Genomic DNA, 12,954 nt, shown 5'->3' with positions numbered 1-12,954 from the left:
CATGGCAAAGCTGAAACTCGGCCCGCTGGCCGACGACAAGCCGGTGAAGGTGGCAGTGGAACTTCCCGCGCAGCTCCACCGCGACCTGATCGACTATGCCGCTCTGTTGGCCGATGGCGGTGCGCCGATCGAGCCTGCCAGACTTATCGTGCCGATGCTGGAGCGGTTCATCGCCACGGATCGCGGTTTCGCCAAGGCGCGGCGGCAACCCTCCTGATCCATCGCGGTAGGGGTGCCGCCGGCGCACAGGTGCGAATGCGGCACGCTACACTCCGCCGGTCCCCCTCCATGCTTCGCTTAATTCCGGGGCCTGATGCGCCCCTGAATCCACCAGCGAAACACGGAGGATACCATGTGCGCAGAGCGCCGCCGCGCCCAACGAGGCCGCCCAAGACAGCCGGCCCCTGGAACGCTCCCCGACGACCTTTACGATTATGACGACGATCCCGTGCCGCGCATCAGCCCGTCGCGCGGCAGTCCGCCTCGTGTGTTCGACGTGGAGAAGCTGCCCGTCATTGATGACTGGCCCGAGGAAGTGCCGATCACCGAGGCCGAGATTCTGGTGTTCGAGCGCTGGTTCGCCGATGTTTTCGATGAAATGTTCGGCTCAGTCGATCTGCCTGAAGGCTTGAAAAAGTTATCGCGGTATGATAATGAAAAGCCATAACTGATGATCGAGCTATGCCATGACGACACTCAAGGTCGGGATCGCCGAACCCGATGAAATGAAAGCCCGCACCATGCGGGTCGCCAGGGGCGAGGAAAAGCCCGCACCCGGCGATCCGACTGTCTGGTTCGCGTCCACCATGTCCTTTGCCAAGTTCCTGTCGCCCAGCAACTGCGAACTGCTCCGCATCATCCATGAGCATGAGCCGGACTCGCTGGAGGAACTGGCGCAGATCACCGGCCGCGCGAAATCCAACCTGTCCCGGACCCTCAAGGCCATGGCCGGCTACGGCCTTGTTCGCATGGAGAAGGGCAAGGGTCTCAAGCTGGTCCCCAAGGTCATCCATGACCGCGTGGAGCTGGTCTTGCCCCTGATCGAGCGGCGCAAGTCGAAAGGAACCCGCAAATGAACGCACAATCCCCCAATGTCGCCCTGCGGGCTGCCCTGTATTTGCGCGTCTCTACCGCTCGGCAGGCCGAGCATGACGTGTCGATCCCCGACCAGCGCAAGCAGGGCGAAGCCTGGTGCGCGGCGCGCGGCTATCAGCTTGTCGAAATCTTCGTGGAGCCGGGCAACACGGCCACCAACGACCGCCGCCCTGAGTTCCAGCGGATGATCGAGGCGGGCACGTCGAAGCCCACACCGTTCGACGTGGTTCTGGTTCACAGCTTCTCGCGCTTCTTCCGCGATGCTTTCGACATGGAATATTACTATCGCAAGCTCGCCAAGAATGACGTGCGCCTCATTTCCATTACGCAAGAGCTGGGGGACGACCCGATCCACGACATGATGCGTCGGATCATGTCCTTGTTCGATGAATACCAGTCGAAGGAGAACGGCAAGCACGTCACGCGCGCTCTGAAGGAGAATGCCCGGCAAGGCTTCTGGAACGGTGCGTTGCCGCCGATCGGCTACCGGATCGCCGCCGCCGAACAGCGTGGGGCCAAGACCAAGAAGAAGCTGGAAATCGACCCGCTGCACGCCGACACGATCCGTCTGATCTATCGGCTCGCTCTGGAAGGTCAGGGCGACAGCGGCCAGATGGGCGTCAAGGCGATCGTCAAGCACTTGAACGCCAAGGGTATCTTCACCCGTGATGGCGGCCGCTGGGGCATCGGCCAGGTCCATCGCGTCCTGACCCGCCGCACCTATATCGGCGAACATGAATGGGGGAAGCGCAGCAAGCACAACGACCCGCGTTCCGCCGGCGAAATCGTCATCGTCCCGGTGCCCGCCATCATCGAGCGGGAGACTTTCTACGCCGTTCAGTCGCTTTTGCAGGCTCGCAACCCCAAGACCGAACTGCCCGCCCGCGTCGTGATCGGGCCGACCCTGCTGACCGGCATCTGTTATTGCGGCAATTGCGGTGGGGCCATGACCATCCGCACCGGCAAGAGCGGCCGCTACCGCTACTATGCCTGCTCGATCAAGGCGCGGCAGGGCGAGACCGGCTGCAAGGGCCGAGCGATCCCCATGGACAAGCTCGACGACATGGTGGTCAGCCATATCGAGGACCGCCTGCTCGATCCCGACCGTCTGGAGAAGCTGCTTGGCAGCATCCTCGGCCGCCGCGAGGATCAGGCCGAGCGCCGCCGCGAACACATCGCCTCTTTGCAGCGGCAGGCGACCGAATCGGAATCGCGCCTCAAGCGCCTCTATGACGCCATTGAGGCGGGCGTGGCTGATCTGGACGATCCGGCGCTCAAGGAGCGGATCGCCGGTCTCAAGGTTCTCCGCGATCAGGCGCGGGCTGATGCCGACCGGGCGCAAGCCCTGCTCGAAAGCCCCGGCCACAGTGCCCTCAGTCCCGCGATGATCGAAGGGTTTGCACGCCGCGCGCGGGAGCGCATTCGCGGTCACGAGGGCGGCTATCGGCGGGATCACCTGCGCGCGCTGGCGCAGCGCGTCGAGGTCGCGGACGACGCAATCCGGATCATGGGGTCGAAAACGGAACTGCTAAAGACGCTTATTGCCGGTCAAGGGCGGCAATCGGCGGCGATTGGCGTGCCCAGAGGCGGTCTGAAATGGCGGAGCAAGAGGGATTCGAACCGTGACGATGACAGACATTGTTGTCTAAATCACCGATTACCCGACATCGCCTAATGGGCCATCCTTTTTCTACGCTACCGCATCCCATTCGCCGCACCGCGGTGGCCGACACCTTCCCTGCGCAGACATTCAAGCTATCCATTGTCGCAGCCCCTTTCCGGGCGTGGGATTTTGGAGACGATGGCGGTCAAGCGGAACAGGATCAGTATCGAGGTCACGCCCTCGACCGGACCGGAAACGGACCGGGTTGATTCTGCTCACGCAGATACTGCCCTTAGCGCACTGGCTCGCCTGATTGGTCGCCAGATCGCCCGCGAGCAGTTCGAGCACAAACTGGCAGCGGAGCGCAAAGCGCAACGCCACCTGCGTAGCTGACCTGCCAATCCTCTTGCATTTATACGTGTAACACGTATTTTGTCAGCAGACCTATTCTCCCGGAGTCTGCGATGCCAACCACAACCTCCCTCGAATTCCAGCGTAAGTTCGGACACTATCTGAACGAGTGTCACCGCGAGCCGGTGGAAATCACGCGCCATGGACGGCGAGAGTTCGTGGTGATGTCAGCCGCGCAGTATGACGAGCTGCTGTCAGCAGCGCAGCGCCGGAGCAGGACCGTCGAAACCGCCGCTCGACCTGAACAGAATTAAGATCCCCCCCGACACGGAGCCTGAAAGGACTGCCGATATGACACGCGTTGCGCTCTATGCCCGATATTCTTCCGATAATCAGCGCGAGGCGTCGATCGAGGACCAACTGCGCATTTGCCGTGAGCAGGCCAAGCGCGAGAAGTGGAAGATCATCGGCACCTACAAGGACGCAGGCATCTCTGGCGCAAGTATGATCCTGCGTCCCGGCATTCAGGCACTCCTACAGGATGCACAAGCAGGACAGTTCGACATCGTGCTGGCTGAGGCACTGGATCGCATCAGCCGCGACCAGGCTGACGTCGCCACCTTCTACAAGCACCTCAAGTTCGCTGGTGTTCCGATTGTCACGCTGTCCGAGGGAGAGATCAGCGAGTTGCATGTCGGCCTCAAGGGCACGATGAACGCGCTGTTCCTGAAAGACCTTGCCGCCAAAACCCATCGCGGCATCCGTGGCCGCGTCGAGGACGGCAAGTCAGGCGGCGGACTGTGCTTTGGCTATAATGTCGTCAAGCAGCTCGATGCGCGTGGTGATCCCATTCGCGGCGACCGCGAAATCAACGAAGCAGAGGCGAGTGTTGTCCGGCGCATTTTCCGCGAGTTCGCCGCCGGCGTGGGTCCGCGCACAATCGCCCGCACATTGAACGAGGAAGGTATCCCCGGTCCAGCTGGCAAGCTCTGGAGCGACACGACCATCCGTGGCCATGTGAAGCGCGGTACGGGGCTGGTCAACAATGAACTCTATATCGGCCGCCTCATCTGGAACCGGCTTCGCTACATCAAAGATCCATCGACCGGAAGGCGCGTCTCACGCCTGAACCCGGAATCGGTATGGATTATCAAGGATGTGCCGGAGCTGCGCATTGTCGATGACGAACTCTGGCATTCGGTCCGTGTCCGGCAGGGCGAGATCGCCGAGAAGTTTGCCAACGTCACCGAAGCCGTGCGCAAGCACCACAAAAAGAACCGCCTGAACGGCACACGTCGGCCGAAGTCCCTTCTGTCCGGCCTCGTGTTCTGTGGCTGCTGCGGAGGCCCATACTCGCTTCGCGGCGCTGATCGGTTCGCCTGCTCGAACCATATCAGCAAGGGCGCCTGCTCAAACAGCCGCACGATCCCACGTGAGGAGCTGGAAGCTCGTGTGCTCTCCGGCCTGAAGGACCGCATGATGGCGCCTGAGATCGTCGAGGAGGCGATGCGCGCCTATGCAGAGGAGACCAACCGGCTAAACCGAGAACGCCGCTCCAGCGGCGATGCCTGGAAAGCCGAACTGGTAAAGATTGAGAAGCAGAGCCGCGGCATCATCGAGGCGATCAAGGCTGGCATGTTCCACGAGAGCATGAAGGCAGAGATGGACACGCTGGAAGCGCGCAAGACCGAACTGAACACCCTGCTGGCTGACGCGCCAGAGGACACACCGGACATTCTGCCAAGCGCCTCGGCGATCTATGCGAAGAAGGTTTCGGCCCTGACGAAGGCGCTCAATCGCAAGCAAGAGCGGCAGGAAGCGGCTGAGATATTGCGCGGCCTGATCGAGAAGATTTCGCTGACACCGGGGCCGGAACGCGGTGAGATTTACGCAACGCTTCACGGCGAATTCAGCACGATCCTGAACTGGACGGAGCGGCAAGCCATTGGAAAGGTTGCAAAAACAACAAAACCCGCAACGGATGCTACGGTTTTGTCGTTATCAGTGGTTGCGGGGGCACGATCTAATCTTCACTTGCGCCCCGAGCAAGTAAAGATGGTTGCGGGGACCGGCGTCGATCATAACTTGCGATCGACGCCGGTAAAGATGGTTGCGGGAGGGCGCACCCATCATAACTTGCTGTTTCGGGCCGCCGCATAGCAACCTTGCCAAGGTTGGGGTCGAGGGTTCGAATCCCTTCGCCCGCTCCAAATTTCTTCAGGAAAATCAAAGCGATAAAGACGGTCCTTCGGGGCCGTTTTTGCTTACAGCGCTTGCGCGATGGCTCTTTGTCAGCAGGTTGTCAGCACGAGAGAGAGCGTTTTGGGATGTCCTGGCGTGTTTTTTTGCGCGGATAACCCCTTGTGTGCAGGTACGATCCATTGGTTTCCTGAAAGCGATTGCAGCGTCGTCAAGCGGCTCCGTGCGACTCTACCGCCCCCTGCACGGCTTGGACGTGCGCCATGTTCCGCCGTTAATACAATCAAGATCGCCGTTATGGGGATGGTTCTATTCGACTCTCGTACTTGCCGCTGCATCGGCACTGGCGCTGTCGTCCTCCTTTCTCCCGGGGAATGCGGAGCCCGCTGCATCGGGCTTCGTCCACACGGCCAACGAGCACGGAAACACGATCAGCCGCATCAACCTGTACGACGGAACCGTGGACATCGTCGCGATCGGCATCAAGCTGCATAATGTCCAGTTCGTGCCGGCCGGAAATCTCCTGCTCGCCGCCGGTACGGTTGTGGGGGAGGAGAACGAAACCTCCCACGGCCATGGCGGTGGAAAGTGTGCGGACGACGGCCATGACGGCGACGGCGGTCATGGGCACGACGGGGCGGTGGGCGCGCCGGTTCTGCTGCGCACGGACAGCTCCGCCTCCGGGCCGGGAGATTCGATCGTTGTCGGCAGCCATCCCGCCCATGTCGTGGCGGACGCGGAGGGCCAGCGCGCCTACGTGACGAATGCGGGCGACGACACCGTATCGACCGTCGATCTGCAGGCACGCAAGGCGGTTGCAGCCGCGGCAACAGGCGAATCTCCGCACGGGTTGCGCCTGAGCCCGAACGGGAAGTCCCTCCTATGTCGCCAATGTCCGGGACGGCACGGTATCGGTCATCGACACGGGTTCGCTGACGGAGGTCGACGGGATCGTGGCGAGCGCCGCTCCCGTGCAGGTCGGTTTCACGCCCGATGGCAGCCGCGTCTACGTCTCGCTGCGTGGCGAGAACAGGGTTACCGTCATCAATACCACGCAGCGGTAGGTCGTTGCCCGCATCGATGTCGGGCGCCAGCCTATCCAGGTCCATGCCACCCCGGACGGCCGTTTCGTCTATGCCGCCAATCAGGGCACCGCGGCCGAGCCGGACGACACCGTGTCGGTCAGCCGGCGTAGCTGACGCCGGAAAGGCCGAGCGAGCCGGCGATACACGTCGCGCCGCCTGACAGGCTGGAAGCGCCCGCGTTCAGGCTGGTGTCAGGAAACTCCCCCACTCGTCGCGGGGCCGTTGTCGGCGCCGCAGAGCGGGGGAGATGCATTGCACGTCGATCTTTCGTCCGACCGTCTGACGACGGCGCTGACCGTCGCCACCGTGGCGGGGATGGCGCTTGCCGCCTTCAACGCTTTCGGCATTCCGGGAGTCTGGGGGTCGGCGGGCGTCGCCCTGGTCTATCTCGCCGGCGGGCTGCCGGCCGGGGCGCGGGCGCTGTCGGCGCTGTGGCGCGAGAAGATCCTCGATATCGACCTGCTGATGGTGATCGCGGCGCTTGCCGCCGCCGCCGTGGGTGCGGCGCTGGAGGGCGCGGTGCTGCTGACGCTGTTCAGCATCTCCACCACGCTCGAACACCGCGCCATGGGCCGGGCGCGGCGCGCCGTCGAGGCGCTGATGGCGCTGCGTCCCGATACCGCCCTGCGGCGCGAACCGGACGGCACGGTGACCGAGGTGCCGGCGGCGGCGCTCGCCCCGGGCGATGTCGTGATGCTGCGGCCCGGCGCGCGCGTGCCGGTGGACGGCGTGATCCTCGACGGCGAGGGATCGCTGGACGAGGCCACGATCACCGGCGAATCGATGCCCGTCCACAAGCGCCCCGGCGCCAAGGTGTTCGAGGCCACGGTCAACCTCAACGGCGTGCTGGCGGTGGAGGTGGCGCGCTCCATCGCCGACAGCACCGTGGCGCGGATGATCGCTCTGGTGACGGAGGCGCAGGCCGCCCGCGCGCCGTCGGAACGGTTCAGCGAGTGGTTCGGCCAACGCTACACCGTGGCGGTGCTGGCTGGCTCGGCGCTCGCTTTCGCGGCCTTCGCCTGGCTCGGCTGGCCGATGCGGGACGCGCTCTACCGCGCCGCGACGCTGCTGGTGGCGGCAAGCCCCTGCGCCATCGTGATCTCCGTTCCCGCCGCGATCCTGTCGGCGCTCGCGTCCGCTGCGCGCGGCGGCGTGCTGTTCAAGGGCGGCGCGGCGCTGGAGACGCTCGCCGAAGTCGACACCTTCGCCTTCGACAAGACCGGCACGCTCACCACCGGCAAGGCCGAGGTGACGAGGATCGTTGCCCGCGACGACGATGCGGCGTTCCTGGCGCTGCTGGCGGGGCTGGAGGCGCAGTCGGAGCACCCCGTCGCCGAGGCGATCCGCCGCCATACACAGGCGCGCGGCGTCGTTCCGACGACCATGCGCGACGTGCAGTCCATCCCGAGCGAGGGCATCGTCGGGGCCGACACCGAGGGCACGCTGTGGGCCGGCAACCTGCGCATGGCGGCACGGATGGGCGCGCCGGCGGACACGCCTGAGTTCTCACGCTTCGCCGAGAGCGCCCAGACGGTCGTCTATCTCGGGCGCGGCAGCCAGGTGCTCGGCGCCGTCAGCGTCGCTGACCGGCCGCGCGAGACGTCCGCCGCCGGGCTTGCCGCGCTCAAGGCCGAAGGCGTCACGACCATCGTCATGATGACCGGCGACCGCCGCGCGGTCGGGCTGCGCATGGGCGCCGCACTCGGCTTCGCACCCGCCGACATCCATGCCGATCTGCTGCCGCAGGATAAGGTGCGGCTCGTCGGCGAACTGACGGGCCGCGGCCGGGTGGCCTTCGTCGGCGACGGCGTGAACGACGCCGCCGCGCTGGCGCGGGCCGATGTCGGCATCGCCATGGGGGCCGCCGGCAGCGAGGTGGCACTTCAGGCTGCCGACATTGCGCTGCTGTCGGACGACATGCAGCGGCTCGCCGCCGCCCGCAGGCTGGCTCGCCGAACCCGGCGGATCATCCGGCAGAACCTCGCCTTCGCCATGGGAGCGATGGCGGTGCTGGTGGCATCGAGCCTGTTCCTCGACCTGCCGCTGCCGCTCGCGGTGCTCGGCCACGAGGGTGGCACGGTGCTGGTGGTGCTGAACGGGCTGCGGCTCCTCGCCGACCCGATCCGCAGCGACCGGGGCTGAACGCCTCGCCCCGGCCGCGCGAGCGATGTCAGCTCCTTTGCGGAACCAGCATCCGCCGCAATGTCCCGTCGTGGAGCCAGAAGGCGTGGAAGAGCGCGCCGGCTGCATGCAGGACGATGAGGATGATGAAGATGGGCTTGAAGATTTCGTGCAGGTCTCCCCACGGTTCGCCGACGTAGAAGCCGAGCAGCCCGGTGACCGGTGCGAGCACGAGCAGCACGTAAAAGAGATGATGCGTGCCCGCCGCAACCCTGGTCAGGATGCCCTCGCCGATCGGCGCCGGCGCGCCGCGAGCGATACGCAGCGCAAGACGCAGCGCCACAAGGGCGAGTACCGCGATTCCGACCCAGTAATGGGCGTTCCCCAACGCCGCGTCGGTGGCGGACATCGCCTTGCCCTCCTCGGCTGCATCAATCACTTCCTTCATGCTTTCGCCGAAGATGAGCTGGAAGAGCACCAGTGCGGCGATGAGCCAGTGGAGCGCGATCTGCGCAGACGAATAGTCGATGGGTCTCGAAGCAGACATCGTGGGTTCTCCTGAATGGGTTGTCGATGGACGATCCCCTTGGGGATCGCTTCCCTGTCGATTAGCGGGGCGCGGCGAGCGATCCGGAGACGGTCGCGGCGTCAAGATCCGCAAGGCCGCCGCCGGGGGCGAATTCCACCTCGATCCGGCGCAGTGTCAGCGTGTCCGGCTGAAGCTGCGCCTCGATGCGGTTGCCGCGCGCATCGACGGCGTCGATCCTGTAGCAGCCGTCATCGGTGCGGATCCGCCGCACCTGCCAGCCCAGCGCCTCGGCCGCCTGGCCCGCCGACTCGCGCGGCTGCCAGCGCGCCATCGGCACGCGACAACCGTCGTCGGCCCGCGCTGCGCCGGCGCCGATGCCGACGAAGGCCAGCGCCGCGAGCAGAACATGTCGTTTCATCCCTCCACTCCTCTTTATAATCATTCAATGTTACGACGATATATGGTTCTGCTGACGCGGGGCTGAACGTCGCACTCCGCGGCATTCAGCCCCGCGTCAGCTTGTGGGCCGACCATCGCCGGGACAGGTGAAAGACAGGTCATGCGCATCCTTCTGGTCGAGGACGACCGTGGCATCGGAGACGCCGTGCGCGCCCAGATGGCCGCCGAGGGCCACACGCCCGACTGGGTGTCGACGCTCGCCAATGCGCGCGCCTGCGCCGAGACCGTGGCCTATGACCTGATCCTGCTCGACCTGATGCTGCCCGACGGCGGCGGCCTCGACTTCCTGCGGGCGCTGCGCCGGGGCGGCTCGGTGACGCCGGTCATCATCCTGACCGCGCGCGACCGCATCACCGAGCGCATCGAGGGGCTGAACGCGGGAGCTGACGACTATCTGGTCAAGCCCTTCGACCTCGCCGAGCTTTCCGCCCGCGTCGGTGCGGTAGCACGCCGCTATGCGGGCAATCCCAACCCGCTGATCCGGCTCGGCCCGCTCGCCATCGACCTCGCCGCCCGCAGCGTCACTGGTCCGCGCGGCGAGATCGGGCTGAGCCAACGGGAATGGGCCATCTTCGAGACCCTGTTGCAGCGCCCCGGCATCGTCGTGCCAAAATCCCGGCTCGAGGAACGGCTCTATTCCTTCGACGCGGAAGTGGAGAGCAACACGATCGAGGTCTACGTCAGCCGTCTGCGCCGCAAGCTCGGGCGGGCCAGTATCGAGACGCTGCGCGGCCTCGGCTATCGGCTGGGGCGCGGATGAGTGCGCCCGAAATCGCCAGTCCCGCCGGCCGCCCCCCCAGCCTGCGCCGCGACCTGGCGGTGGGGCTGTCGCTCGGGCTGTCGTTGTTCTGGCTGCTGGCGATGATCACGGCGGGGTTCGTCGTCCGCCACGAGCTGGAGGAAATCTTCGATGCCGCCCTGCGCCAGACGGCCGAGCGCATCCTGCCGCTCGCGGTCATCGAGCAGATCAACGCGGAAGACGCGCCCACCTCGCGGCAGATCTCGGCGCTCGGGCCGCCGATGACGGGGCAGATCACCTATGTCCTGCGCGGGCGCGACGGCAGGATCGCGCTGTTCTCGGACGACGCCGATCTCGCAGTCTTCGCGCAACCGTTGGCCGAAGGCTTCCACACCGTGAACGACCACCGCATCTACGCGCGCTCGGCCGTGTCGGGCGCCTACCGGATCGAGGTGGCCGAACCGTTTTCCTATCGGCGCGAGGCGCGGCTTGACACCATAGGCTCGATGTTCCTGCCGCTCATCCTGCTGCTGCCGGCAAGCTTTATCGGCATCGGCCTCTTCACCCGTGCGCGGCTGGCGCCCATAGCGGCGCTCTCCGTCGAGGTGGCGGGGCGCGACGCCTCCGATCTTTCGCCATTGACCACGCCCGGCTTGCAGCTCGAACTGGTGCCGATCCGCACCGCCGTGGACCGGCTGATGGCCCGGCTTTCCCGCACGCTGGACGCCGAACGCAGCTTCACCGCCAATGCCGCGCACGAGCTGCGCACGCCGGTGGCTGCCGTGCTTGCGCAGACGCAGCGGCTCGTCGCCGAGGCCCCGGAGGGACCGCTGCGCCAGCGTGCGCAGGGGATCGAGGCCGAGCTGAAGCGTGTCGCACGCCTGGCGGAAAAGCTGCTTCACCTGTCGCGCGCGGAAGGCGGCGGCGTGCTGGCCGACATTGCAAGCGACATGGCGCCGATCCTGTCGATGGTGGCGGAAGACTTTGTTCGCGCGGGGCACGGCGAGCGTCTGCGGCTCAGCCTGCCGGAGGACGGCGCAAGCTCGCGGATCGACCCCGACGCCTTCGCCATCCTCGCCCGCAACCTGATCGAGAACGCGCTGATCCACGGCGATTCCGCCAAGCCGGTCGAGGTGACGCTCGCACCCGACGGCGGGCTGACCGTTAGCAACGCAGGCCCCGTCATCCCGCCGGAAGTTCTCTCGCGCCTCACTGCCCGGTTCGAGCGGGCGGGAAGCATCAGCGGGGGCTCGGGGCTGGGCCTAGCCATCGCCGCCGCCATCACTAGAGGAACCGGCGCGACGCTGACCCTGACTTCGCCAGCGCCCGGCAGAAGCGACGGCTTCGAGGCGCGTTTCCGGCCGGCTGGCCGTCACGCCAGCCAGTAGCCGATGATCAATCCCGCCGCCGCGCTGGCGACAAGCGTCGTGATCATGCCGACCCTGAACCACAGCATGGCGACCATCGCGGCGGCGGCGAGCACGGCCGCGCGCCAGTTGACCGAGGAAAGGACCGGCACATAGGGGCTGGCGCCGAGGACGTCGACCCTCTGCACCGCGTCGAAGACGACATGCAGCGCAAACCACAGCGCGAGGTTCATGATCACGCCGACCACGACGGCGGTGATCGCCGACAGCGCCGCCGAGATCGCCCTGTTGCCGCGCAGCGCCTCGACATAGGGCGCGCCGAGAAAGATCCACAAAAAGCACGGCGCAAACGTCACCCAGGTGGTCAGCAGCGCGCCCAGCGCCCCGGCGAGGAGCGGATCGAGGGCGCCCGGCGCGCGCCAGGCGGCGAGGAAGCCGACGAACTGCAGCACCAGGATCAGCGGCCCCGGCGTGGTTTCGGCAAGGCCGAGCCCGTCGACCATCTCGCCGGTGGAGAGCCAGCCGTAGCCGTCGACCGCTGCCTGCGCGACATAGGCGAGCACCGCATAGGCGCCGCCGAAGCTGACCACCGCGATCGCGCTGAAGAAGGCGCCAAGCTGCGTCCAGACGCTGGACGAGCCCGTCAGCAGCCACAGCAGCAGCACCGGCCCGAGCCAGATCGGCAGCCACAGCGCCAGCACCTTGAGGAAGCCCGCCGACGACGGATCGGCGTGGGTGAGTTCCCCGCGCGCAAACATCCCGTCGACCACGCCCGCGTCGTCCGCCGCACTCCCCTTCGCGCCGTGCCCCTTGGCAACGAAGAGCTGCGGCATGGCGCGGCTGCCGAGCCAGCCCGTGAGGGCGGCAATCGCAATGAGAAGCGGGAACGGGATACGAAACGCGTAGATGCCGATGAAGGCCGCGACCGCGATCGCGACCAGCGCGGGGCTGGCGAGCGCCCGCCGGCCGATCCGCAGCACGGCGTCGATGACGACGGCCAGCACCGCCGCCTTTACGCCGAGGAACATGGCATCGACGAACGGCAGTTCCCGGAAGAAGACATAGAGCAGGCTGAGGCCCAGCATGACCAGCGCGCCGGGAAGCACGAACAGCACCCCGGCGACCACTCCGCCCCAGGTGCGATGCAGCAGCCAGCCGATGTAGATGGCGAGCTGCTGTGCCTCGGGGCCTGGCAGCAGCATGCAGTAGTTGAGGGCGTGCAGGAAACGCTGCTCGCCGGTCCATCGCCGGTCCTCGACCAGTTCCTTGTGCATCAGCGCGATCTGGCCGGCCGGCCCGCCGAAGCTGAGCAGGCCGATCTTAGCCCACACCCGCGTCGCCTCGGCGAAGGTCGGGACGGCCGGCGCGGCGACGGCTTCATCCGTCGTGACAGTGATTGTCATAGC

The 12,954-nt window shown here is 66.0% G+C and carries 14 protein-coding genes and 1 tRNA gene; 11 read left to right on the top strand and 4 right to left on the bottom strand.

Going from position 1 to position 12,954, the window contains the following annotated elements; all coding sequences use genetic code 11:
* The first annotated feature begins 1 nt into the window (after position 1).
* From FHS81_RS14995 to FHS81_RS14960, 8 genes are all read left to right on the top strand, one after another.
* On the top strand, positions 2 to 217 hold the full coding sequence (locus FHS81_RS14995; RefSeq protein WP_025292287.1) for a DUF2274 domain-containing protein: 216 nt from the start codon (positions 2 to 4) through the stop codon (positions 215 to 217).
* 135 nt (positions 218 to 352) lie between these two features.
* Entirely contained in the window at positions 353 to 667 is a 315-nt protein-coding gene (locus FHS81_RS14990; protein ID WP_025292286.1) for a hypothetical protein, read from the top strand.
* 19 nt (positions 668 to 686) lie between these two features.
* Positions 687 to 1,076, top strand: coding sequence for an HVO_A0114 family putative DNA-binding protein (locus tag FHS81_RS14985; RefSeq protein WP_047099775.1), 390 nt, complete (start codon positions 687 to 689; stop codon positions 1,074 to 1,076).
* Entirely contained in the window at positions 1,073 to 2,770 is a 1,698-nt protein-coding gene (locus tag FHS81_RS14980) for a recombinase family protein (RefSeq protein WP_183754369.1), read from the top strand. The genes FHS81_RS14985 and FHS81_RS14980 overlap by 4 nt, the downstream gene beginning before the upstream one ends.
* A gap of 126 nt (positions 2,771 to 2,896) precedes the next feature.
* On the top strand, positions 2,897 to 3,091 hold the full coding sequence (locus tag FHS81_RS14975) for a hypothetical protein (protein WP_210281743.1): 195 nt from the start codon (positions 2,897 to 2,899) through the stop codon (positions 3,089 to 3,091).
* Positions 3,092 to 3,162: 71 nt separating this feature from the next.
* Complete coding sequence (locus FHS81_RS14970; RefSeq protein ID WP_183754367.1) at positions 3,163 to 3,363, top strand: type II toxin-antitoxin system prevent-host-death family antitoxin; 201 nt, start codon at positions 3,163 to 3,165, stop codon at positions 3,361 to 3,363.
* Positions 3,364 to 3,400: 37 nt separating this feature from the next.
* Positions 3,401 to 5,209, top strand: coding sequence for a recombinase family protein (locus FHS81_RS14965; RefSeq protein WP_183754365.1), 1,809 nt, complete (start codon positions 3,401 to 3,403; stop codon positions 5,207 to 5,209).
* Positions 5,162 to 5,259: transfer RNA gene (locus FHS81_RS14960), tRNA-Ser, on the top strand. Before FHS81_RS14965 ends, FHS81_RS14960 begins: the two co-directional genes overlap by 48 nt.
* Before the next feature lie 284 nt (positions 5,260 to 5,543).
* Here the strand turns inward: FHS81_RS14960 and FHS81_RS14955 are convergent.
* Positions 5,544 to 6,095: a hypothetical protein gene (locus FHS81_RS14955; RefSeq protein ID WP_183754363.1), complete on the bottom strand. Its 552-nt coding sequence runs from the start codon at positions 6,093 to 6,095 to the stop codon at positions 5,544 to 5,546.
* A gap of 490 nt (positions 6,096 to 6,585) precedes the next feature.
* On the opposite strand from FHS81_RS14955, the gene FHS81_RS14945 reads away from it, so the two are divergent.
* On the top strand, positions 6,586 to 8,475 hold the full coding sequence (locus tag FHS81_RS14945; protein WP_246375050.1) for a heavy metal translocating P-type ATPase: 1,890 nt from the start codon (positions 6,586 to 6,588) through the stop codon (positions 8,473 to 8,475).
* 28 nt (positions 8,476 to 8,503) lie between these two features.
* Here FHS81_RS14945 and FHS81_RS14940 read toward each other — a convergent pair whose 3' ends face one another.
* Together FHS81_RS14940 and FHS81_RS14935 are read right to left on the bottom strand one after the other, a co-directional pair.
* Positions 8,504 to 9,001: a cytochrome b gene (locus FHS81_RS14940; RefSeq protein WP_183754361.1), complete on the bottom strand. Its 498-nt coding sequence runs from the start codon at positions 8,999 to 9,001 to the stop codon at positions 8,504 to 8,506.
* Positions 9,002 to 9,062: 61 nt separating this feature from the next.
* Positions 9,063 to 9,401: a PepSY domain-containing protein gene (locus tag FHS81_RS14935; RefSeq protein WP_183754359.1), complete on the bottom strand. Its 339-nt coding sequence runs from the start codon at positions 9,399 to 9,401 to the stop codon at positions 9,063 to 9,065.
* 141 nt (positions 9,402 to 9,542) lie between these two features.
* On the opposite strand from FHS81_RS14935, the gene FHS81_RS14930 reads away from it, so the two are divergent.
* Complete coding sequence (locus tag FHS81_RS14930) at positions 9,543 to 10,202, top strand: response regulator (RefSeq protein ID WP_183754358.1); 660 nt, start codon at positions 9,543 to 9,545, stop codon at positions 10,200 to 10,202.
* Positions 10,199 to 11,569: an ATP-binding protein gene (locus tag FHS81_RS14925; protein WP_183754356.1), complete on the top strand. Its 1,371-nt coding sequence runs from the start codon at positions 10,199 to 10,201 to the stop codon at positions 11,567 to 11,569. The genes FHS81_RS14930 and FHS81_RS14925 overlap by 4 nt, the downstream gene beginning before the upstream one ends.
* Here FHS81_RS14925 and chrA read toward each other — a convergent pair.
* Complete coding sequence (gene chrA / locus FHS81_RS14920; RefSeq protein ID WP_183754354.1) at positions 11,554 to 12,951, bottom strand: chromate efflux transporter; 1,398 nt, start codon at positions 12,949 to 12,951, stop codon at positions 11,554 to 11,556. The genes FHS81_RS14925 and chrA overlap by 16 nt on opposite strands.
* Positions 12,952 to 12,954 lie beyond the last annotated feature (3 nt).

It is taken from the genome of Pseudochelatococcus contaminans (assembly GCF_014195635.1).
Taxonomy (GTDB): Bacteria; Pseudomonadota; Alphaproteobacteria; order Rhizobiales; family Beijerinckiaceae; genus Pseudochelatococcus; species Pseudochelatococcus contaminans.
This window is presented reverse-complemented; position numbering and strand designations above follow the sequence as displayed.

Bases quoted from the DNA above. Each gene is read 5' to 3' on its own strand.
- FHS81_RS14995 (WP_025292287.1), top strand. From the start codon at position 2: ATGGCAAAGCTGAAACTCGGCCCGCTGGCCGACGACAAGCCGGTGAAG.
- FHS81_RS14990 (WP_025292286.1), top strand. From the start codon at position 353: ATGTGCGCAGAGCGCCGCCGCGCCCAACGAGGCCGCCCAAGACAGCCG.
- FHS81_RS14985 (WP_047099775.1), top strand. From the start codon at position 687: ATGACGACACTCAAGGTCGGGATCGCCGAACCCGATGAAATGAAAGCC.
- FHS81_RS14980 (WP_183754369.1), top strand. From the start codon at position 1,073: ATGAACGCACAATCCCCCAATGTCGCCCTGCGGGCTGCCCTGTATTTG.
- FHS81_RS14975 (WP_210281743.1), top strand. From the start codon at position 2,897: ATGGCGGTCAAGCGGAACAGGATCAGTATCGAGGTCACGCCCTCGACC.
- FHS81_RS14970 (WP_183754367.1), top strand. From the start codon at position 3,163: ATGCCAACCACAACCTCCCTCGAATTCCAGCGTAAGTTCGGACACTAT.
- FHS81_RS14965 (WP_183754365.1), top strand. From the start codon at position 3,401: ATGACACGCGTTGCGCTCTATGCCCGATATTCTTCCGATAATCAGCGC.
- FHS81_RS14940 (WP_183754361.1), bottom strand. From the start codon at position 9,001: ATGTCTGCTTCGAGACCCATCGACTATTCGTCTGCGCAGATCGCGCTC.
- FHS81_RS14935 (WP_183754359.1), bottom strand. From the start codon at position 9,401: ATGAAACGACATGTTCTGCTCGCGGCGCTGGCCTTCGTCGGCATCGGC.
- FHS81_RS14930 (WP_183754358.1), top strand. From the start codon at position 9,543: ATGCGCATCCTTCTGGTCGAGGACGACCGTGGCATCGGAGACGCCGTG.
- FHS81_RS14925 (WP_183754356.1), top strand. From the start codon at position 10,199: ATGAGTGCGCCCGAAATCGCCAGTCCCGCCGGCCGCCCCCCCAGCCTG.
- chrA (WP_183754354.1), bottom strand. From the start codon at position 12,951: ATGACAATCACTGTCACGACGGATGAAGCCGTCGCCGCGCCGGCCGTC.